The sequence below is a fragment of the Kitasatospora sp. NPDC001683 genome, assembly GCF_053596495.1.
On the sequence record NZ_JBSFGK010000073.1, the window covers coordinates 17,928 to 40,057 of the forward strand.

The following is a 22,130-nucleotide window of genomic DNA, read 5'->3' on the forward strand; positions in this document are numbered from 1 at the left end:
GACCTCCGCCAGCGTTGCTGGCCGCGTCTGGGGTATCCCAGCTGACGGGGCGTCGCCTGACGGTCCTATCGGAAGCTAGGGGGCGCCATGAGTAGATGGACATGGGTTGAGACCAGATACCCGTGGAGTAGGCACGAGGGTCGGGGAGATCATTACTACACGCAGCGCTTAAACCGTAGCTACTGCGATGCCCGGGAATTTCGGACTTTCGACACTGCCAGCCAGGCGAGCGCTGATCTACGTGCTTGGCTGCGGGCCGAGGGCGTGCCAGGCTACGAGGCATGCGCGGCGCTGTTGACCGGCGAGGTTACATCCGGCGAGTTCATGATGTGGCACATGGGCGTGCCTGCAGGCTGGCTGGTATTCCAGATGCCCGACGGCGCAAATCCGGTAGATGCCGCATTTATGACGCACGAACGATGGAGGCCACAGGCTAACGATGCCTACTGGCACGCGTGCTACCTCGACGAGATGAGCGGGCTTGTTCTCGGTGACCGCCCCGGCCTGTGGGTTCCGCATCGCAGCCGCCCGACCCTTCCCCATAGCGCCATGAACAGGCGTCCCGTACATACCCCCGCCGGAGGAGGAGGATGCGCCGGTGTCCTCGCACTACTGATCTGTGCGGTCGCCATTCTGCTCCTGTGAGCACCTACTTCTTGTGCTGGTGGGTAAGCGCCGAGGTGGGATGTCGGAAGGCACCGCTACAGTTGCCAGGCCCTGAGAAAGCACCGAAAGGCCGTCGCCCCTTGCGGGCGGCGGCCTTTCGGCTTCCCGTCCGCGTCACACGCTGCGTGCTTCCCCGGGCACCTTCATCGCGTGCCCGGGGGCATTAGTACCTGTTTCTGAACCCTGGAGTCGGCGGCTTCGGTAGCCTGACTCCAAGGTGGGTTCTGGGCCGAGTTGGTGGCCACCACCTTGAGAAGGATCAAGGCAGAGTCGGTCCGCCGACCGACCCGCGGGCTTCTGGGTGAAGGTCACCGCGGTGACCACGCCCCGGCGACTCACCTGCCTCATGAACCCCAGAGGTTCCGTTCGCCCAACGGTCACCGTGACCCTTCGGCGAACGCTTACGCAAACCTCCCCTTTCGGACATCCACGGGGTGACCTGCGCTCTTTGGGTTCAGAAACAGGTACTCAGGCGCCTTGTGGGTGGTCTTGGGAGGCGCCTTGTGGGTGGTCTTGTAAGCGCACAGCCATCCGGTCGGGCGCGGCATCGCCGCAGGTCAGACCCCCTTCCAGGTGGCCCGGAAATACCGACAACCCTTTCCCTGCCGTTATGTCTTGGGTGGTGGAGGTTGGTCGGTCGGTCCGGTTCGGGGTTCGCGCCTGCGGCGGGCCGGTGGTTCTTGTGCGCGTCCGGCGAAGCCGTCCGCGCCGCCCCGGCGGCGGCCCGAACCGGCTGCTCCAGGTGCTGTTCCGGGAGCACGTAGACACCACCGCAGGCGCCACCGAGGGCACCACCGCAGGTACGGGCGCAGGTACCACCGTAGGTACCCCCTCGCTTCCGGCGCTCTCCGCGCGTTTCCGCAGCTCAGCGGCCCTTTCTGGGCGGCCGGAAATTCCGACAACCCCTTCTGTCCGTCTCTGTGCCCTGGTTGCTGGTGGTGGGTGGTGCGTGTGTGGGTGACGGTCCGGACGGCAGGGGTTCCCACCCTGCGGGGCCGTTGTGATGGTGAGCGCCCGGCGACCGGACGCTGTTCCGGCCCCGCCGGTCCGGGACGGCGACGATCACGGACGGCCCCTGACGGGGCGCCCCGGCGTTCTGACGTCCCGTCCGGCCCGGGTGGTGCGGCGTGGGCTCACGCGGCTTGGGAACGGCCCGTCCGGGCCTCCTGGCGCGACTCCTGATGCAGCTCCGATGTAGCTCCTGCTGCAACTCCTGATGTGACTCCTGATGCCAGCACCCCCACTCCGGGCCTGGGGTGGCATCTGTGCAGCTCAGCGGGCCCACCAAGGTGGGCGGAAAAGCCGACAACCCTTTCTGCGCGCCCCTGTTCTCCTGGTGGTGGGGTGGGGGTGGTGGTGGTGCGCTGTCGGGTTGGGACGGCCTGCGGCGCCTGCTCGTGGGGGGCTCGGTCCGCCGGACGCCGCCGTCCGTAATCGTCGCGCCGATGTCGCCGTGTGCTGTTCGGCTGGGGGTTCGGTTCGGGGTTCGGTTCGGCGTCCGGCTCTGGTCCCGCTTGCTCTCTGTTTGCGCTGGTCGGGCGCGCCGAGACAGCGTTCTCACCATGCCGACTTACCGTCCTGGGCCCTTGCCTGGTGGTGGTTGTGGTTGTGGTGGGCGGGGGCGTTGGTCGGTGTGTCCGGTCGCTGCGCTGTGCCTTTTTCTCTGCGTCCGGCTGGTGCCGGCCGCGTTGGTGGGGTGGGGTGGGGTGGGGTCCGGGGGCGCTGTCCGCCGTCCTGGTCGACGTCCGGTTCGTGTGGCTGCTCGCCGTCCTGTTGTTGCTGTTCGGGGGCGCCCTGCCCAGGTGCTGGACTGGGAGGTTTCTCGCGGTCGTGGATGCGGTCCCGACGGGGGTTCTGCGTGAGTCCTGGAGGGGTCCCCCGCATGCCTTGACCGACGGCGAGGAACCTCGATCACTTATCTGCTTCGAGGGCGGGCTTATTGCGCTCGCGGAGACCCCAGTACTCTGTGCCGTCAGTCCCTTTGAAGCACACCGCCCCGGCACGAACGAGCAACTGGCGCAAGTCGTCGTCGCTGAAGCCGCCGAGGCGGAGCTTGATCTTCTCGAACGATCGTTTCGGCTGAGCCGTAAGGAGAAGTTCGCGGATGGCCTCTTCTGCCATGAACTGAGTACGGAGCTCGGTGTGCAGCCGGGCTTCCTGGAGGCGGAGGTCATCAACGAACTTGAGCCTTGCAGCCAGGTAGGACAGAAGCCCGGTAAGAAGTGCTGCCACGACTGCTGCGATGGCAGCAATGACGGCAGCAAAGACCTTGTCGCTCATCAGACCCTCCGTCGCCGCGCTGATGGACTTCTATCTCATCCTCCTGCCACGCCGGCGGCTACTACTGGCGTCCAGGCGGGTCATTGGCCGCCGTGTTCGGCAGGGCGATGCGTCGTTGAACCGGCCGAGCGTCCCGACCGAGGGCGCACACGGCACCTGCTCAAGCGTCTGGCCTGAGCGCTGGGCGGCCGCCGCCACGTCGCGCGCTGCGCCGTGCGACAGGCCGTGGGGCTGTTCGGCCGGGGGTTCGGCTCGTGGTTCGGTACGGGGGCCGGCTGAGGTTTCGGTCCGCGGTTCGGTTCGGCGTCCGGCTCTGGTCCCGCTGCCCGGCTGTTTGTGCTGGTCGGGCGCGCCGGGACAGCGTTCTCACCACTCTGACTTACCTCTCCTGGGCCCCGGTCTGGTGGTGGTTGTGGTTGTGGTGGGTGGGGCGTCGGGTCGGTGTGTCCGGTCGCTGCGCTGGGCTGTTGTTCTTCGCGTCCGGCTGGTGCCGGCCGCTCGGTGGTGGGGGTGGGAGGCGGCTGGGACAGCCGCCTTCGTGCCGTTCTACGACCACCGGTCGTCTTGCTCGTGCGGGTCCGTGAACAGGTGGGTGCTGCGGCCTGCGTCGATCAGCCGGGTCCACTCCTGGTGGAGCATGCCCGCCAGCGAGTCGTAGCCGCGTCGGCGGAACTCGCGCTCGACGGTCGTGGGGTCCCATTGCGCGCTGCCGGTGTGGAAGTCGAAGCGGACGTCGTCGGTCGCGGTCTCCAGCACGGTGACGTGCCAGCTCCCGCCGGGCGTGCGGGAGGGGTAGGCGAGAGCCAGCTGTGGGGCGCCGGCCTCACGTGCGGCACGCAGGGCCGCGTGGACGGGCGCGCCCAGCTCCGCGACGGGGATGGACGGGTCAGGCAGGTAGCGGCTCATGTCATCGCTCCACGGGTCGTCGGTCCTTCGCCGGTCCAACGATGCCGACGCCCGTGCCGTGGCGGGGCCACTGCGGTGTGACCTGTTGATGGTCTGGGTGGCGTTTTTGGGTGTTTTGGGGGTTTTGCCGGGTGCTGGTTGGACCAATGTGGGCGGGGTCGGGTCTCGGGTTCCGTTCGTCCTGTGGGGTGTGGCGGCCGAGGTTTGGTTGCCGTGTGTGTTTGCCGTGGGCATGCCATGCGACTGGGATAGGGGGTGTCGGGGATGGGGAATTGACGGGTTGTTTGGGCGGGTTTCCGAGATTGCTTTCCGGGGTTTTCTGGAGTGTTTTCGGCAGGAGTGTTCGAGGGTTTTTCTGCCTGCGTTTTCCGGGTCCCGGGTGGTGCGCGTCACGGGCAATGGGGTGTGACGCGCACCGGGTGGTGATCTTGTCAGGCCGCACATCGGCGGCCCTGTCCGGGGCGGCTGGTCGGCGTCCTGCTCGCCGCCGTCCTGGTCGCGGGCTCGCCCGCTGCGCCGGGGTCCGTCCTGCTCGGGTGCCGTGCTGCTCGCCGCCGTCGCGGCCGGTTCGGGCGAGGCCTTGGCCGCCGTCCGTGGACGTCCGCCTCGCCGCCGTCTGCCAGCCCGGATGGCTCGCGCGTGCCATCAAGCCCGGGCCGCTGTCAGGCGCCGTCCGGGCGCGGTCCGGGTTCCGCCGTCGTCGGCCTGGTCGACGTCCTGCTCGCCGCCGTCCTCGCCGCCGTCTGCTGCTCGCGGCTGCGCCGGCGTCGCCCGGGGGATGGCTCGCGCGTCCCATCGTGCTGCCGTCCTGGTCGCCGCCTGTCCTCGCCGCTGCGCGGGTCGCTTGGGTCGCTGCTCCTGGTCGTCGGCCAGGAGCCGGCCGTCCCGTATTCGCCTCGCCGCCGTCCGGGTCCCGCCACCGTTTTCGCGGCTGTCCTGTCCGGGGGCGGTGCCTGTGGGGCCGGGGCTGTGAGCCTGTGTGGGGTGTGTTGTTGGGGTGCTGTTCTCCCTGGTGGCGGGGGGTGGCCTGTAGGGGTTGTGAGGCTGTGAGCCGGGGCCCACGAGGGCGCGGTCCGGTGCCGTCGTCGCCGGCCTGGTCGACGTCCTGCTCGGTGCCGTGCTGCTCGGTGCCGCCGCCGTCCGTCGGCCTAGCGAGGGATGGCTCGCGCGAGTCATCAAGCGGGCGCCCGGTCGCATGGCCGCCGTCCTCGGCGCCGTCCCGGCCGCCGTCGTGCTGCGCCCGGCCGGCCTTCGGCCCCGGTTGCCTTGGCGCCGTCCTGGCCGACGTCGTCGGGGATGCCTCGCGCGTCCCATTGAGCCGGTGGGCGGCGGTTCCCGCGGCCGCCTCGGCGCGGTCCTGGCATGGGGGTCGGGGGCTCGGTGTGGGTGGCGTCAGGCCGCCGTCCAGGAGGCGGTGTACCGCCTCGGGGGAGGCCCGGGTGGGGACCGTCCGCCTTGGCCGTGCTGCGCCGGTTCGGCGGCCCGCTGGGTTCCCGACGCCTTTTTGGCGTGGCTCTGACGGGTTTTCGGTGGTGTGGTGCCGGTGGCCGCCGGTGTGGAGCTGGGGCGGCCTTGGTGCGGTCCTTGATGCGGCTCTTGGTGAGGTTTTCAGTGCGGTCCTCAGCGGGCCTCGGGGGCTGTCCGATGGTTGCGCGTGCTGGCCGTCGGCACGCCGTCGCGGCCGCGTCGCTGGGCGCCTCGCGTGTGGCATGGAGTCGGTGCTGCGCCGTCGTTTGATGCCTCCTCGTGCAGCGGTCCAGGGCTCCTTGCCGCGCTCTGAGCAAACAACAGGCCGCGAGCTCCCTTCTGACATAACCGGAAGGGATTCGTCCATTTCTGTGACATCTGTCACCCCGTGTTGATGACAATTTCCACTTCTCTTGCTTCCTCATGCGCCCGCATAGTCAATAAAAGTTCACTTTCGAGCCGAGGGGGCAAGTTGAAGAAAATCAACATAGGCCGTTTTGCTATTACTGCCGCGGCTGTGGCTGCGATTGCTTTCGCTGCTGCTGGGCCTGCATCGGCCAATGGCAGCAGCGTCAACTGGGCAAACAAGATGACAGGTCAGTGTCTTAACTATCCAATCAAGGGTACTGACTATGTATCGATGGGTAGCTGCGACGCCGGCTTGGGGCTGAAGTGGTGGTCCGACGATATCCACCCCGAGCACGGAAACAACTGGATCGAATACACGACTTGGAGCGATGGACGCGCCAGGTGCCTTGACAGTAACGCTAGGGGCAGCGTCTACATCAGCTACTGTGACGCCCCAAGCCAGTACAACAAGTACCAGTTCTGGTCTGAGGAGAAGTGGAACGGGGGCTGGGTTCTCAAAAATGTTGCCACGGGAAGGTGCCTCGCCGTTGACGGTGATGATGTTCATACTCTTCCGTGCGACGCAAACAATAAGTATCAGTTCTGGGAGTGACCCGAACTCTGCCTGACGCCCAGGCCTGAAACGGAAAAATACCCCGTTCTTGGGTTCTACTGGTCGTCGCAACACCCCAGCTGAGGGGATGCGATGGACTTCGAGATCCGCAGGGCCAGGAAGCCGCAAGGGCGTAGAAAGCTCCGTGTCGAGCGGGCGGAATACTTCCAGCTCGTGGATCAGGGCTACAGCAGCAGAGAGGCGTCCCGGCTGGTGGGCTTCCACGAGCGGACTCGCGAGTGGCGCAACGTCCGGCGGATCCGAACAGGTACCGGGCGCCCGCCGCCGTGTCCGGTCCCCCCGCTACGAAGGGGAGGGACCGGGCGCGGGGCCTGATGATCGGCGTGATGTTTTCAGTGGGTTCGCCGTTCCTGTTCGCTCGGGGTTGGGTGGTGGTTCTTCCTGCTCAGGGGCATGTTGAGTGGGCAGTGGTGAAGGGCCGCGCTGATGTGCTGATGAAGCATCACTCCGCGGTGCGGTGAAGCACAGACGCCGATCGTTATCGCGGCTGCTGGGGTCCGGCCGGCAGTGGTGCGTCCCGGGACAGGGATCTTGTGGGCGTCGTATATGGGAAGCGGCGGGTTGATCGGCTCCGGCAGGATGGCGCGGTGAACTTCTTCTTCCGTCGCCAGCAACCCCTCTTGCAGCCTTCCCCGGGCGTGGATGCCGTGGAGCGTGTCCGGCTGGTGGTTGCCGAGGCGCGGTCTCGGGACGGGGATGTGTTCGAGGGGCTGATCACCGCGCTGCTGGAGGTCGGCTCGGCCGGGGAACTTGAAGACTCGTTCGAGGCGCTGCGTGTGCTGACGGGACGTCCGGCGCTGCTGCTGCGCCTGGACGCCTTCATACGCCGGGAGTCGGCGTACTCGACGCGCCCCGCCCCGTCACTCACCGAGGCCGACCCGGTAGCCCTTGTCCTGGCGGCCTCGCACGCCGATGGCCGCATCCGTGAGCGCGCGGTGCGGCGGATGCTGAACCAGCCGCGTCCCGAGCTGATGCCGTTTATCGTCTTGCGGACCAGCGACTGGGTCCGTCAGGTCCGGGATCCCGCGTGCGCGGCTCTGGCCGTGCTGCTCCATGAGAACCCCCTGCTGGCCACCCCGGCGACCGTGCGCACGGCCCTGCTGATCAACCGGCGCCGGCGCGGCGCCTTCGCCCACGGTCAACTGCTCGTGCCGCTGCTGGCCGAGTCGGGCACGGCCCTGTCCGGAACGCTTCTCACGGCCCCCGAGCCGGCGGTGCGGCGCTTCGTCCTCGACACCGCCGCGCACCGCCTTGGACTTCGCGACCTCGCCGCCCTCGCCGAGAGCGACCCCGACCGGCAGGTCAGAGCCCGGGCCGCCGAGGCCGCCGCCCGACAGGCGGTGTGGACCGACCAGGTCGAGCTGCTGCGCCGCCTGGCCCGCAGCCGCCACGCCGAGGTACGGATCACCGCCCTCACAGGGCTGATGCGCACCGGCTCCCCGCAGAACGTGGTGCCGTATCTCGACGATCCGTCCGCACTGATCCGGGCCCTCGCGCGAGAGGCGGCACGCCGCACCGGTACGGATCCACTGGCGTACTACCGCGCGGCCGTCCAGGCGGCCGAGCCGCAGGTCGGGGCAGTCGGAGGGCTCGCCGAGACCGGCAGCCGGGCCGACGGCCCACTGCTCACCGCCCTGCTGGACAACCCGGCTCCTCAGGTCCGCGTCCACGCGCTGCGCGCCCTACGGAGCCTCGACATGGTGCCCGTGCCCCGGGTCACGGCGCTGCTGCGGGACGGCTCCACCGCGGTGGTCAAAGAGGCCGCCGCCACGCTCGCCCCCAGTGCCACCCAGCTGCCTGCCGACCTGCTGTGGGACATGCTCACCGACCCGCAGCGACCGGCTGTCCGACGGGCCGGCTACCGGTTGCTGACCCGGCACGACCGCCTCACCGCACTGCGCGCCGCCCTCGTCGTGAGCGGCGACACCCATCCCCGACTCTCTGCCCAGGGCAGGACCGACGCCACCACCCAGATCCGCAACCTGGCCCCGCACCCCTGGCGCACCCGCCCGGCTCCGCCCCTCGGCGCCAGCCCTGCACAGGCCGCCGAGCTTCTCGCCCTGGCGGAGCAGCGGCGTACCGAGCTCACCGAGGACGTGGTCCGACTGCTGATTGACGCGCTTCGTCCGGGGCCTGGCAACCGGTAGCCAGGTCGCAGGCAGGCGCACCTCGTGTGGCCCGCTCGTGTTCGGCGTGTGGTTTTCACCGGGTTCGGCGCTGGCGTTCACTCCTGGCCATCGGCCGGTCTGTTCCGGCTGGCCGGGTGTCCTCCCAGGTGGGTCGTAGCGCATGGCCTGCCTGGAATCCGGTGAAGCATCGCGCCGAGGCCGCGATGAGGAGTGGACGCTGACCGCCGTCGAGTTTGGCCTGTCGGCCAGGTCCAGGAGTGGGCTGCCGGTGTTCTCGGCGCTGGTGAAACATCGCCCGCGAAGCTTCCCTTCGATCGAGTGCTGTCTCCCGGCGTGTCGGGATGAGCAACGGAGACGGAGGACAGCCTGCCGCTGAAAGGAGACCGCCAGCTCGGAGGGTTCGGGGTCTCGTGCCGTCGACAGGTGGGGGAGTGGTGGTCGCTCTGGATCCGCCCGGGTTGGTGCCGGACCGGCCCACCGCAGTGGCTCGGGGTGACCGGGAAGCTGCGGTGGCCCGCCTGATGGACCTGGACAGCCGGGGCGAGCTGACTACGGCTCATGTGCGACTGGTCGCCTCTTCTCTCGGGGTGACTGTGCGGGCGGTGTGGTACTGGGTCGCCGCGGCACGTAAGGAAGGCCGGTTCTCGCCGCGCCCCCGCACGCAGCTGACCGTCACCCCGGAGATCCGGCGTCTGCTGGCGTTGTGGGGAGGCAACGTCTCGGCCGTCCACCGTGAACTGGTGGCCCTCGCGGCGGACGACCCCGATACAGGGCCGGTGCTGTCGCTGTCGGCGCTGCACCGCGCGGTGGTGCGGGAGTTGTCGGTGGGGGAGCGGGCCGGTCTGCGCGGCGGGGAAGCGGCCCGGCGGGCGCATGACGTGTTCGGGAAGCGGCCGGGGTTGTGGAGGAACGCGTGTTGGGAGGGTGACCGCAAGCACGTGCCGGTGCAGGTCGATGTCGAGGGCGAGTTGGCGTGTCCGTGGATCACGTGGTTCATCGACTGCGCCACCAAGTACATCCTCGGCCTGGCCATCACACCGCACGCCCCGTCGAGGGACGCGGTGCTGGCCGCGCTGCGCGCCTCGATCACCCGTACCGAACCGTTCGGCCCTGCGGGCGGCCTTCCTACCTTGGTGCGGGTGGACCGGGGCAAGGAGTTCCAGCGAAGTGGGAAGCGGACGAGGCCCGCCGCTGCCCGACCTGCCGACGCCGCCCCGACGAGTACGACGACCCCGACCACGCCTCCCCCTGACGGCACCACCGACTGCACCGGCTGCCAGCAGCAGGCCGAGCAGACCCGCCGCGAGGCCGAGCAGCAGCAGGCGACTCGGAAACGCCGCCTGTTCGGCTGACCACCTATCTACCGGCCCCTATCCGGGGCGCGGAGGACCCGCTGACAGGGATTGCGATGACGCGACCGGGGCGGGGTCGGGTCACTCGGTGTGCAGCTGGCGGTCAGCAGCGTGCGGGCGTAGGCGGTGTGGGCGGTGAGGATCCTCACTGTGCGCTCGGTCCCGTGGCTCAGGAAGGGCAGGATCGCGAACACGGGGACCGATGCGATCGCCGCGATCAGGAGGACGGGGGCGAGCAGTGCGACGACCATGACGCGCTGGAGGGCGCCGGGGTCGCGCAGGGGTGGGAGCAGCACGGCGGAGTCTTTCTCGACGGGGATGGTGCCCGGCGCGGCGGGCCTGATGGTCAGGACTGTGCCGGGGATTTGGTCCGTCCGCTCGTGTCCGGGGGAAAGAGGCAGGTAGGGTCCGGACAATCACGGTTGTCCGGGGGGACTGCGTGGACGCCTTCGGGCGGGACGGAGGCAGCAGATGGGTGGGCAGGGCCGTCCGGGGCGACGGTGGGGGCGGATCACGGCCGAGTCTGCGGAGGCGCGGGAGCTCGCGGAGTTCCTGCGCAGGCAGGTCGATAACAGCGGACGGACGATGACCGAACTGGCCGCAGCGATCCACTACTCCAAGCAGCAGACCAGTGCCTACCTGGCTGGCAAGGTGCCGCCCGCCGCGTTCGTGACCGCCTTGGTCACCGCAACCGTCGTCCAGGATCCGCGGCTGCGCGAGCGCCGCCAGGCCGAGGCCGCCCAGCTACTACGGGCGGCCCTGAACCCAGTACGGGTGCTTCCAGCGCCGTCCGATGCCACGTCGGTGGTCGGGATCGCCGAGATCCGCGCGCAGCAGGTCGAAACCTACGATCGGCTGACCCGTGCCCTGGAGCGTCAGGCCGAGGTCGAGCGTGCCGCACACAACTCCGACCGCCTGGCCGTGATCTTGGCTGGCATGGTTTACAAGCTCGAGCAACGTGTCGAGCGCCTGATCGCCGAAAACGAAAGCCTCCAGCAGCAGGCGACACACGTCGCCACGGCAGCTTTGGAGACAACGCAGCGACAACTGGCCCGGGCCCGGGAACAGGAGCAGCGGGCCCGTACCGACTTACGGCGCGTCGAGGCACAGCGCCGCCAGGCCGAGGAGATCGCCGCCCGCCTCGCGTTGGAAGTCCGCGAGCTCAACGACGAACTCGACCGGCTGCGTGTCGGCCAGGACGGCGCCGCGGAGGCCCAGGTCCCCTTGCCTGCCGTGTCCGTGGGGACGGGGCCGGGCGACGACCCGTTCGGGGACGACATCGACCAGGCCCTCGACCGTGCGGCCGCCGTGATCGAGGCCGATGACCAGACGCTGCGGCAGGTCTCCGGGGAGCTCGATCGCCAGGGACCCGTCGGACAGGTGAACGACCACACCCCGTGGGGTGAGCGGTCGGCCTCACCGATGGATGTGTCCGCGGACAGTCCGCCGACCAGCACCGAAGCAGCAGGACAATCGCCGACAACCCGCTCGCAGTCTGCGGACGCCAGCGCGAAGACGGTACTCGAACTCGCCTTGGCAGCCAGCCGGACTGTGGACGAGCTGGCTGCCACGGAGGATGCCTCAGCCGACGCTGCCGCCGACACGCCAGCGGGTGGTCCGGAGGCGAAGGCCAAGACACCGGAAGCGATCGCTCTCTCCGACCTTGCGGACGCATTCTTCGACTACGCCGCCGGGCATACCAGTCCGCGTTCGCGCGCTCGGCGCGGCCAGGACGCGATGATCCGGCTGGAGATCACCCTGGAAGAGGCCGCTTCCGGCGTTACCAAGGAACTCAAGCTCAAAACCGCCATCACCTGCACCATCTGCAATGGGGAGGGCACGGCCCCGGGTACCTCTGCGCGGACCTGTGACGTGTGCCGCGGTACGGGCGATGTCCCCCAGATCACCCGGTCGTTCCTGGGCCAGGCCCTAACCTCCCGCCCCTGCCCGCAGTGCGAGGGCTTCGGCACCGTGGTCCCCGCTCCGTGCCGCCCCTGCAAAGGCGACGGCCGGGTCCGGGCCCGCCGCACCCTGACCGTCACGATCCCGGCCGGTGTCGACAACGGCACCAGGATCCAACTGGCCGGTGAGGGTGAAGTGGGTCCCTGCGGCGGCCCGGCCGGCGACCTCTACGTGGAGATAGCCGCTCGCAGTCAATTCCCACCCGGCCAGCGGCGATTGTTCGCCCGGCTGAAAAATCGTACGGTCTCCATCCCGCCAGCCCCGCCGCTGAAGGAAAGCTGACCTCGGCGAGGCAGGACCACGGCCCGTCGACCGCCCGCCCGCAGGTGCGGCCCCGTCGGCAGCACAGCAGGTACCGGGCCCGGGCGCCCCTTCTCGTTGACCGCCCCGTCGCCGCGGGCCGGGACGCGTTCGCCGCGCCGGACCGGCGCAAGACGTGGCGGTTGGAGGGCGCGGCCGGACTGGACGCGGCCGCCGCCGTGCTCGGGATGGTCCGCTCGGAGATGGGCGGGACGGCTCGGGGTGCCGGGCGGTCCGGTGCCCGGCACGCGATGGCGGTTAACGAGACGATCGGCGCGTTCGTCCTGGGCGGCACGGCCCCGGACGCCCCGGGTGGGGTGGGCACCGTGACCGACTGGGCGACCGAGGTGGAGTTCCTGCTGCCGGGCGGGAAGCGCAAGGTGCGCCCGGACGCGGTGCTCCAGGCTCCGGAGATCGGGGTGCCGGTGCTGATGGTGGAGGTCGACCGCTCCACCATGGCGTTGGAGCGGGTGGCCGCGAAGTTCACCGCCTACCGCGAGCTGTTCCGCGTGAAGGTCCGCGACAACGACCCGGCCCGCTCCGAGGAGGAGCCGGCCGACCGCACGGTGCACTGGTGGCGCCGGGCCTACCCCGGGCACACCCGCGCCGGGTACCCACCCGTCGCCCTGGTCGTCACCGACGCTGGCCCGGTCGCGCTGGCCAACCGCCAGGAGGCCGTGGCCGAGCTGTCGGCCGAGGTCTGGGGCGGGCGATGGTGCACGGTGCGCCGGGACGACAACGACGGGGACGGCTGGCGGGTCTACGACGACGCTGTCCCGGTCGTCGCGACCACGCTGGAGATGCTGGCCGAGCACGGGCCGCTCGGGCCGGTGTGGTGGCGCTTCGGCCGCTCGGGGCGGCACTGCCTCATCGAGGCGCTGGAGAACCCGAACAACCGGGCCGCCTACGACCAGCGCCAGGCCGTCCGCGAGGACGAGCAGCAGAAGGCCCACCAGGAGCTGATGGACTCCCTGGTCTGCATCGACTGCGGCGACATCCCCGAGCAGGAGAGCACCTGGGAGTACGGCCTCCACGGCCAGTGGACCCGGCAGCCTGGCGGACGTTGCTGGACCTGCCACCAGAAGCGGAAGGAGCGGCTCGAACGGGAGGCCGAAGAGCAGCTGGAAGCCGCCCGCACGGCCAACGCCGCGCTGCGCCCGTGCTGGACGTGCCGGGGCTCCATCGGCGGGGAGGAGGGCTCGAAGCTGGAGTTGCGGGAGGTGGCCGGCCCGGACCGGCTGGAGTGCCCGGGGTGCGTGCGGGACCGTGTCGCGAAGGGCTTGGGTCCCCTGGTGCTGCCCGCGCCGACGAAGCGGGAGCTGGTGGCCGCGCTGGTGTCCGTCCCGGACGATCCGTGGTGGGAGGCGCGGGTGCTCCACGCGAAGCTCTACCCGGTGCGGGACCGTAGGGCGTGACCTGTTGCGTCTGGTGGCGTGGGGCGGGGCATCGATTCAGCTAACCCCGCCCCTTTCTTCTCACTTCTGCGATACCTGCTGCCCCGGACGATACGCACCCCCGCAGACAACCCCTGGTACCGCGGCCTGCGCGTGGAGTGGTCCCGGGCCGACCGCGAGGCGTCCTCCAGACAGGCCGTCCGTAGCGCGAACGCCTCGCTGCGTCCGTGCTGGACGTGCCGGGGTTCGATCGGCGAGAGGGAGGGGCCGGACATCCTGCCCACCCCGTCCCGGGCCCTCCTGTTCGGGTGCGGGGCATCGCGTTGCCCGCGCCGTCGCTACCCCGCCGGCCATCACATCCCCGATCCGGGATATCCTCCCGAATATGAGAGAACCGGAACCGTCCCCCCGAGGACCTGCGACTCGCCGCCCGCCTGGCCGCGCTCCGCGCCGAGCACAGCTGGTCCCTCGACGACCTCGCCGCTCGCAGCGGCGTCAGCCGCTCCACCCTCTCCCGCCTGGAACGCGCCGAGATCAGCCCCACCGCCGCCCAGCTCGGCCGGCTCTGCTCCGCCTACGGCCGCACCATGTCCCGCCTGCTCGCCGAGGTCGAGGCCGAACCGCCCCAACTGCTCCGCGCCCCGGACCAACCGGTCTGGCGCGACCCCGCATCCGGCTTCGTCCGCCGCTCCGTCTCCCCGCCGCACGCGGGCCTGCGCGGCGAACTGATCGAGGGCACCCTGCGCCCCGGCGCCGCCATCGACTATGACGCCCCGCCCGTCCCCGGTATCGAACAGCACCTGTGGGTCCTGGACGGCACCCTGGAACTCACCGTCCGCGGCGAGACCCACCAGCTGGCCACCGGCGACTGCCTGCGTTTCCGACTCTGGGGCCCGTCCCGCTTCCACTGCCCGGGCCCGCGGCCGGTCCGCTACGCCCTCGCCGTCGTCCTGCCGTGACGGCCGTGACCGCCTCGACCGCCGGGACTGCCCGGACCGCTGTGACAACCGTGACCGCCTCGACCGCCGCACCCCAGGGGGTACCCACCATGACCAAGATCGTCTGCCTCGCCGCCATCGACCGGGACGCCGACGTAGCCTGACCACTGAGCGCCGACATCGATGACGAACTGAGCGGCCACCAACCGCACGAAGCTGGAAGCCAGCGCCCGATCAGCGACGACGCATGGATCGGTCGCCTTCCGGAGCCGCTCATTGCTCCGGGCGGCCACGTCGGCCAGACGGCCAGCGCGCATCAACATCGGCCGCAACAGACCGGCAGACAGTGCAGGCCGTCGGCCTCAGCGGAGACCACGAGTACCCGTATCCGGCCAGCCCTTCTCGTTCGATGCCCATTCCGCAAAGCGTCAAGACACCAGTCACGACGGCATGCTCGACCTCCACCTCCCCGGATTCGTCCACAGCAGCACACCACCGGTCTGTGATTGGCCGGTACGGCGGACGCCCGATTCGACCGCCCTCATGGAGGACGGCCGCAAAACAATGCCCGCAGATTACCCACACCCCGCCTTCTGGCACCGTCGGAACCGGATCAGGGTCACCGGACGAGTCATTGCCGCACACATCACAGGTCATGCGGGCGATGATCGCAGCCGTCGCTCTGGCCTAGCAGGCCAGGGCCAGACCAAGCTGAGCACATTCATCTGTACTCGGGTGAGCACTTTGATGAGTACGCAGACAGCAGTGCGCCGGGGGCTGCGGGTGGGGTGGGCACGGTGCGGTCCTGGTCGACCGAGACCGAGTTCCTGCTGCCGGGCGGGCGGCGCAAGGTGCGGCCGGACGGTGTGTGGCAGGCCCCGGAGATCGGGGTGCCGGTGCTGATGGTCGAGGTCGACCGCTCCACCATGGCCCCGGCCGACGTCGCCGCGAAGTTCCCCCGGTACCGCGAGCTGTTCCGCACCAGGGTCCGCGACAACGACCCGGCCCTCGCCGACCAGGAGCCGGCCGACCGCACGGTGCACTGGTGGCGCCGAACCTGGCCCGGCCACACCCGGCCCGGGTACCCGCCGGTCGCCCTGGTCGTCACCGACGCCGGACCCCTCGCCCTGGCCAACCGGCAGCAGGCCATCGCGGACCTGTCCGCCGACTGCTGGCTCGGCCGGTGGTGCAAGGTGGTCCGCGACTACAACGACGACGGCTGGCGCGAGTACGACGACGCGGTGCCCATCATCGCCACCACCCTGGAGGCCCTGGCCGAACACGGACCGCTCGGACCCATCTGGTGGCGCTACGGCCGCGACGGACGGCACTCCCTGATCGAGGCGCTGGACAACCCGAACAACCGCGCCGCCTACGACCAGCGCCAGGCCGCCCGGGAGAAGAAGGCCAAGCAGGACCACCGCGAGCTGATGCAGACCCTCGCCTGCGCCGACTGCGGCAACGTCCCCAAGGAGGAGAGCACTTGGGTGCATGGCAGCCGCCAGTGGACCCGCCGCCCCGGCGGCCGCTGCTGGCCCTGCCACCAGGAACACATGGAGCGCCTGGAACGGGAGGCCGAAGAACAGCTGGAAGCCGCCCGGGCAGCGAACGCCGCGCTGCGCCCGTGCTGGACGTGCCGGGGCTCGATCGGCGGCAAGGAGGGCTCGAAGCTGGAGCTGCGGGAGAAGGCCGGCCCCGACCGGCTGGAGTGCCCGCAGTGCGCACGGGACCGCGCCGAGAAGAACCTGGGCCCGCTCGTGCTGCCCGCCCCGACCAAGCGCGAGCAGGTCGCCGCGCTGGTGTCCGCTCCGGACGATCCGTGGTGGGAGGACCGCATGCTCCACGCGAAGCTCTACCCGGTGAGGGGCCGTCGGGTGTGACCTGTTGGCGGGTGTGGGCGTGAAATGGCCGCTCATGCCGGGTTGTCTGGACCTTTGGTTGTGCCTGTCGGGGTGGTGGCGGGGTGGGTGTTGTCCGGGCTCATTGGTTGTGGTCAGAGGCTGTGCTTCTGAGCTGGGCGTATCAGTTGGGTGGTCGGGTCCTTTTGTGGCTGCCTTTGGGGTGGGTGGGTTTCGTTTTGGTGTTCTGACCTGGTGTTGGTCAGTTGTATTGGGTGCTGGTCAGTTGGACCGGGAGCGGATAAGGCGCTGCTGGCGGTAGCCCCGAGACTCGCGAGCGGGCACGTGTGAGGGTGCAGGCCTGGTCGGTGCCGCCGCGCCGCTCCGGGGTGTTGGCCGGGTGGAGGGGGTCGGGTTTGCCGGTCCGGTTGCTGTCCGGGGGCTTGCCGTTCTGCCGTGCCGTGGTTCCGCTCGCCGGCCCGTTTGGCGGGTGGCTGGAACTGCGGGTGGAGGGGGCGGAGCTCATGGTCGGTGCGGGTGAGCTGTGCCGGATACCGGCGGGTGATGTGCGGGCGGTGCGGCCTGGGCGCCATTGGCACGCTGCTCATCGCCGGGTGTCGAGGGAGAACTGACGATGCGACGGACTGGGTTGCCGACTCGTGTTACTTTTTACTCATGCGAGTAAATCAAGCGAGTGGTGACGCCGACGCGCCGTCGTCCGGCCGCAGCTTCGTCACTGACGCGCGCCGCGCCCAGATCATCGCCGCCGCCATCGAGACCGTCGCCGAACTCGGTTATGCCCGTGCCTCGTTCGCGCAGATTGCGAAGCGGGCCGGGATCTCCAGCGTGCGTCTGATCTCGTACCACTTCGACGACAAGGAGGACCTGTTCCAGTCGGTCGTCGACACCGTCCAGGACGCGGCGCGTGCCTTCATGCAGCCGCGTATCCGCGCTCACACCGAGCCGGCCGCGATGCTGGCCGCCTACATCGAGTCGAACCTGGAGTTCCTGGCGGAGCACCCGATGCAGGTGCGGGCGCTGGTCGACGTCCTCGCCGCAGCCCGCCGGGAAGACGGCGCGCCGCTGGTCAGCCCGGCCGGCTTCGACACCCCCGTCGCGCTGCTGGTGCAGCACCTGCGAGAGGGCCAACGCACGGGTGCGTTCCGGGAGTTCGACGCGGAGGCGATGGCGACCGCCATCCGGGCGTCCATCGACGCGGCAGCGAACCGGCTCGCCGTCGGCGACGACTTCGACGCCCGCGCCTACGGGCGCGAGCTGTCCACGCTCTTCGCCCTCGCGACGAGGCGCGAGGAGGCACGGTGACCGCCCACACAGCTGCGCGCCGCGCCGGCGTGCTGATACCCGTCCTGCTCGACCTCGTCCTGCCGCTCGGCCTCTACTACGGCTTACGCGCGGCGGGCGTCGACCAGTGGCACGCGCTGCTGTGGTCGGCGGCGGTGCCGGCGGTGGTCGTCCTCGTGCGGCTGGCGCGGACCCGTCGCATCGACTTCCCGGCCCTGCTGATCCTGAGCATGATCGCTCTCGGGCTGGTGCTCTCCGCGCTCACCGGCGACCCGCGCGCACTGCTGGTCCGCGAGGCGTGGACGGGGATGCTCGGCGGCCTGATCGGGGTCTGGCTGCTGGCCTCGGTGCTCTACGGGCGGCCCGCGCTGATGGTGATGTTCCGCTCGTTCGTCCTGGTCAAGGCGGGTGAGGACGGCCTGCGGGCGTGGGAGGGGCGCTGGGGCGAGGACGCCGGCTTCCGGCACGGTCTGCGGGTGCTCACGGCCGTCTGGGGTATCGCGAGCCTGCTGAACGCGTTCGCTCAGCTCGCCTTCGCCTACCTGCTGCCCGTCGACGTCGCGCCGGTGGCCATGCACGTGTGCTGGCCGGTCATCGCTGCCCCGCTGCTCGTCTTCCACCTCGCGTACACCAAGCGCCACGGCCTGCGGGCCTGAAGGAGACCAGCATGCCTCTCGACCGTGTCCACCTCTTCGCCGAACCCAACCTCGACCTCCAGACCCGCGCCGCGCTCGGCGGCGCCGCCTACCGCATCGCCGAGGCCGGGGAGGTACTGGCCGCCGTGGACCGGATCAACCGCGCCGGAGTCTCCGGCCGCACGTACCACGCGGAATTCCTCGCCCTGGGCCACCGCACGGAAGCCACCGCCAAGGACGCCCTGCGCGCGGGGCACAGGACTGTCGCCCGCGACGCGTACCTGCGGGCCGCCAAGTACCTCTCCCTGGCGCTGTTCTCGGTCCTCGCCGGCGAGCGCCCGGCCAGCGAACCCGCGATCTTCGCCCGGATGCGGGCCTGCTGGCACCGCGCGGGCGAGCTGCTCGACCCGCCCGTGCAGCGGCTCCGCATCCCATACGGCGACGTGAGGCTGCCCGCCTACCTGCTCACCCCGACCGGGCCACCGCGGCGGCGGCCTACCGTGATCCTCGTCAACGGCAGCGACGCCCAGAGCGTCGACCTGTACGCATTCGGCGCGTGCGCGGCGGTCGAGCGTGGGTGGAACGCGGTGATTCTGGAAGGGCCCGGACAAGGGAGCCTGCTCTTCGAGCACGGCATCCCGTTCCGGCCGGACTGGGAACACGTCGTGCGTCCGGTCGTGGACCACCTGGTGGGGCTGCCGGTGGTGGACCCGGAACGGATCGCCCTGACCGGCTGGAGCATGTGCGGCATCCTCGCGATCCGCGCCGCCGCGTTCGAGGGCCGGCTGGCGGCGGTGGTCGCCGACCCCGGCGCCGTCGACAACTGGTGCGCATGGCCCCAGGTGTGGCGGGAGCTGGCGGCCGGTCCCGACCGCGAGACCGTCAACCGCCGGTGGCGGACGGAAGTCATTCCCGAACTCGGCCCCGCCGCCCCGCTGCTGGCGAAGCGCGCCGAGATCTTCGGCCGCCAGTTCCTGGACGACGCCCGCGCCGGCCGGGCACCCCGCGACTTCTGGACACTTGCGCGGACGATCGAGCGCTTCCGCTGCGACGACGTGGCACCGCTGGTGAAGTGCCCGGCACTGGTCCTGGGATACGAGAGCGAAGGAATGATCCCGGGCCAGGACCACCGCCTGTACGACCTCCTCGGCGGCCCCAAAGAGCACGTGGTGATGACGCAGACCCAGGGCGCCGACGACCACTGCGCCCCAATGGCACCGCAGCTGCGGAACGCGGTCGTGCTCGACTGGCTGGAGCAGGCCGTCGCCTGGGCTGAGAGAGTGCGCGAGGACGGTGCGTCGCCACTCGGCCCGAGCGTCGAGCCGACGGGCCTTGGACGGCTGCGGGCGCGGGGTGAATGCTCACCGCCGCGGGCGGGTACCGCAGCGACCGCCGCCAGGCTCCGGCGTCCTCCTGCTGCGCCCAATCCACCGCTGGGAGCGTGGCAAGGCGACCGAGGGGGACGGCGTGATGGGGGGCCGCAGGCCGAGCCACTGCTCGGCGCCCCAGGCCTCGAACCGCTCTACCTCAGTGAACCCCAGCTTCGCCGCGAGACGCATCGAGGCGACGTTGGCGCTCTGGGTGGCGAGCACCACTGGTTCGCCGGGAAGCGCGCCGGCGAGCCAGTCGAGTGCCGCCGCGCACGCCTCGGCGGCGTACCCGAATCCCCACACCCGCGGCAGGAACAGGTAGCCGAGACTGACCTTCCCCGCGACAGCCGGGCGACGGTTCCCCGGTGATCTCCTGAGCAGGATTTGGCCGATCATCGACCCGTCGAGCTCAACGACGAAGCTGCCGGGCCACCGCTCGGGCACCTCGGGCATCTCGCGCTCGAGCTCGTCACGCAGCTGGGGGCCGCCGAGGTAGGTGTGCACCTCTGGCGAGGCGAGCAGCTCGATGAACGCCGTACGGTCCCAGGTCTCGGGCTCACGGAGCACGAGCCGCTCGGTCCTGATCGGGGCGGGTGGCCAGGAGGCGGGATGCAGCGGGGTCTCGTCCGACATGGAGCGGCTCCTGATCCTCTCGGCCACATGGTTCGACCTCGTATGGCCCGGTGCGGGCAACGACTTCTGACGTCGCCGCATGTCGAGACGCACTTCGACGAGATGCCAGTTGCACGCGCCCGGAACGATCTGCCGGACTGCACGCCAAGCTCTATCGGGCGAGGGGCCGTCGGGTGTGACCAGGGCTTCGGCGTAGTCAGATGACGTCCGGTTCGTGATGTTCTGTCGGACTGATTCCTTCACGAGCGAGATCTGACAGTAGTAGTTCAACGCTTCGGGAGGTAGCCGGACTGGGCCGCGTTCGATGTTCATGAGGGCGAACAGCACCGGCCGCCGGTGGCGGGCTGCGGGGTCTGCGCCGCACGGTCGCCGCCTACTCGGGTCAGGGGTTCCTCAGGGTCGAGATCAGGGGCAGTCCGGAGGCGTGGATGCCGCGAACAGCTCTAGCGTCGGTGCGGCGGGTGACCGATGCCCCCGACCGATGTCCCTACGGAAAAGGCGAGCGAGTGTTCCGGAACGAGGCTCTACCGGCACGGGCTTCGAGCCCGGCCTTCGTCGGTGCGGAGAAGGTGGGCGACATCGTCCGCCTGACCGTCGTGCACAAGACGTACGGCCGCGGCGACAACCGGGTGCAGGCGCTCGACGGAGTGGACGCCAACTTCGGGGCGGGCACCTTCACCGCCATCATGGGCCCCTCGGGTTCGGGCAAGTCCACGCTGCTGCAGTGCGCGGCGGGCCTCGACCGGGTCGACGCGGGCCAAGTCCTGCTCGACGGCGCGCCGTTGCACGAGCTCGCCGAGCGCGCCCTGACCGAGCTGCGCCGCGAGCACATGGGCTTCATCTTCCAGTCCTTCAACTTGATCCCGGCACTGACGGCCCGGCAGAACGTCGAGCTGCCGCTGCGGCTGGCCAGGCGGAAGATCGACCCGGTGGCGATCGACCGGGGGCTGGCCGAGGTCGGCCTCGCCGAGCGCGGCGAGCACCGGCCCGCCGAGCTCTCGGGCGGTCAGCAGCAGCGGGTGGCCATCGCGCGTGCGCTGGTCACCAGGCCCAAGGTGATTTTCGCGGACGAGCCGACCGGCGCGCTGGACTCGCGTACCGCGCGGGAGGTCCTGTCCCTTCTGCGCGGTGTCGTCGAGGAGCACGGGCAGACGGTGATCATGGTCACGCACGACCCGGTGGCCGCTTCGTACTCGCAGCGGGTGGTCTTCCTCGCCGATGGCAGGGTGACGGGCGAGCTGCTCGAGCCGACGGCCGAGAGCGTGGCCCTGCGGATGGCCGCGCTGGAGCCCGGCGGGAGCGGGACGAACCCGTGCTGAAGATCACCGTAGCCACCCTGCGTCACCGTTTGATGGGCTTCGTGGGCGCCTTCCTCGCCCTCGCGCTCGGTACGACGATGATCGGCATGATGACGCTGACCCTGGCGGCCACCTTCGGCACGCCGCACCCGGGCCCGCAGCGATTCAAGGAAGCCCAGGTCGTGGTCGCGCCGCAGGGCTTCGAGGGGCGTCCGATGAAGGCCCCGGCGGTGTTGCCGGCCGAGGTCGTGACGAAGGTGACCGCGGCGGGCAAAGCCACACCCGACCGCAGCTTCCCGGTACGGCTGAACCCCGGTTCCGCAGGGACGACCGGCCACCCGTGGTCCTCGGCCGCCTTCGCGGGCTACCACCTGGTGGCCGGGCGCGCGCCCAAGGCCCCGGACGAGATCGTCGTCGGCGGCGGCGACCAGGGGATGATCGGGCGTCAGGCCGAAGCCGCCACCTCCGACAGCGCCGGCCACTACCGGGTGGTGGGGGTCACCGACGCGCTCTGGTTCGAGAACGCGGTCTTCTTCAGCGATGCCGAGGCCGAGCGCCTGTCGCCCGATGTCAACGCCCTAGCTGTTCTGACTCGTGAGGTTGGGGACGCGGCTGGCGGGTGGCTTGCCTGCGAGTGCTGTGTGTCCGCGGTGGTGATTGTAGGTGTGGAGCCAGGCG

General features: G+C 70.2%; 12 protein-coding genes and 5 pseudogenes. 13 read left to right on the plus strand and 4 right to left on the minus strand.

The window, feature by feature from the left end:
- Nucleotides 1-2,577 precede the first annotated feature (2,577 nt).
- Together ACWCYO_RS30355 and ACWCYO_RS30360 are read right to left on the minus strand one after the other, a co-directional pair.
- The gene (locus ACWCYO_RS30355; protein ID WP_449785984.1) at nt 2,578-2,946 is read right to left on the minus strand and encodes a hypothetical protein; all 369 of its coding nucleotides are present in this window, start codon (nt 2,944-2,946) and stop codon (nt 2,578-2,580) included.
- A 546-nt stretch (nt 2,947-3,492) separates the two neighbouring features.
- Nucleotides 3,493-3,852, minus strand: coding sequence for a hypothetical protein (locus tag ACWCYO_RS30360; protein ID WP_449785985.1), 360 nt, complete (start codon nt 3,850-3,852; stop codon nt 3,493-3,495).
- A gap of 1,939 nt (nt 3,853-5,791) precedes the next feature.
- On the opposite strand from ACWCYO_RS30360, the gene ACWCYO_RS30365 reads away from it, so the two are divergent.
- The 3 genes from ACWCYO_RS30365 to ACWCYO_RS30375 all read left to right on the plus strand — a co-directional run bounded on the left by ACWCYO_RS30365 (nt 5,792) and on the right by ACWCYO_RS30375 (nt 9,782).
- On the plus strand, nt 5,792-6,280 hold the full coding sequence (locus ACWCYO_RS30365; RefSeq protein ID WP_449785986.1) for an RICIN domain-containing protein: 489 nt from the start codon (nt 5,792-5,794) through the stop codon (nt 6,278-6,280).
- Nucleotides 6,281-6,999: 719 nt separating this feature from the next.
- Nucleotides 7,000-8,448 (plus strand): HEAT repeat domain-containing protein, encoded by a 1,449-nt coding sequence (locus ACWCYO_RS30370; RefSeq protein ID WP_449785987.1) that lies wholly within the window; start codon nt 7,000-7,002, stop codon nt 8,446-8,448.
- Nucleotides 8,449-8,939: 491 nt separating this feature from the next.
- A complete protein-coding gene (locus ACWCYO_RS30375; RefSeq protein ID WP_449785988.1) occupies nt 8,940-9,782 on the plus strand; it encodes a hypothetical protein in 843 nt (280 codons plus the stop codon).
- A gap of 8 nt (nt 9,783-9,790) precedes the next feature.
- Here ACWCYO_RS30375 and ACWCYO_RS30380 read toward each other — a convergent pair whose 3' ends face one another.
- Nucleotides 9,791-10,078 carry a dTMP kinase gene (locus tag ACWCYO_RS30380; RefSeq protein WP_449785989.1) on the minus strand — a complete coding sequence of 96 codons (288 nt, stop codon included), beginning with the start codon at nt 10,076-10,078 and terminating at the stop codon, nt 9,791-9,793.
- A 175-nt stretch (nt 10,079-10,253) separates the two neighbouring features.
- Here ACWCYO_RS30380 and ACWCYO_RS30385 point away from each other — a divergent pair.
- The 8 genes and pseudogenes from ACWCYO_RS30385 to ACWCYO_RS30420 form a co-directional block, all read left to right on the plus strand.
- Nucleotides 10,254-10,487, plus strand: a pseudogene (locus tag ACWCYO_RS30385) (helix-turn-helix domain-containing protein); the annotation flags it as partial.
- A gap of 951 nt (nt 10,488-11,438) precedes the next feature.
- Nucleotides 11,439-11,924: pseudogene (locus ACWCYO_RS30390) on the plus strand (DnaJ C-terminal domain-containing protein); the annotation flags it as partial.
- Nucleotides 11,925-12,070: 146 nt separating this feature from the next.
- Complete coding sequence (locus ACWCYO_RS30395; RefSeq protein WP_449785990.1) at nt 12,071-13,459, plus strand: replication-relaxation family protein; 1,389 nt, start codon at nt 12,071-12,073, stop codon at nt 13,457-13,459.
- 395 nt (nt 13,460-13,854) lie between these two features.
- Entirely contained in the window at nt 13,855-14,397 is a 543-nt protein-coding gene (locus tag ACWCYO_RS30400) for a helix-turn-helix domain-containing protein (RefSeq protein WP_449785996.1), read from the plus strand.
- 776 nt (nt 14,398-15,173) lie between these two features.
- Nucleotides 15,174-16,256, plus strand: coding sequence for a replication-relaxation family protein (locus tag ACWCYO_RS30405; RefSeq protein WP_449785991.1), 1,083 nt, complete (start codon nt 15,174-15,176; stop codon nt 16,254-16,256).
- A 633-nt stretch (nt 16,257-16,889) separates the two neighbouring features.
- Nucleotides 16,890-17,537, plus strand: coding sequence for a TetR/AcrR family transcriptional regulator (locus ACWCYO_RS30410; protein ID WP_449785992.1), 648 nt, complete (start codon nt 16,890-16,892; stop codon nt 17,535-17,537).
- Entirely contained in the window at nt 17,534-18,172 is a 639-nt protein-coding gene (locus tag ACWCYO_RS30415; RefSeq protein ID WP_449785993.1) for a VC0807 family protein, read from the plus strand. The genes ACWCYO_RS30410 and ACWCYO_RS30415 overlap by 4 nt, the downstream gene beginning before the upstream one ends.
- A gap of 11 nt (nt 18,173-18,183) precedes the next feature.
- Nucleotides 18,184-18,942: pseudogene (locus tag ACWCYO_RS30420) on the plus strand (alpha/beta hydrolase family protein); the annotation flags it as partial.
- A gap of 669 nt (nt 18,943-19,611) precedes the next feature.
- Here ACWCYO_RS30420 and ACWCYO_RS30425 read toward each other — a convergent pair.
- A pseudogene (locus ACWCYO_RS30425) lies at nt 19,612-20,154 on the minus strand (GNAT family N-acetyltransferase); the annotation flags it as partial.
- 506 nt (nt 20,155-20,660) lie between these two features.
- On the opposite strand from ACWCYO_RS30425, the gene ACWCYO_RS30430 reads away from it, so the two are divergent.
- A complete protein-coding gene (locus tag ACWCYO_RS30430; protein WP_449785994.1) occupies nt 20,661-21,473 on the plus strand; it encodes an ABC transporter ATP-binding protein in 813 nt (270 codons plus the stop codon).
- Nucleotides 21,467-22,130: pseudogene (locus ACWCYO_RS30435) on the plus strand (ABC transporter permease); the annotation flags it as partial. The gene ACWCYO_RS30430 and the pseudogene ACWCYO_RS30435, both read left to right, overlap by 7 nt.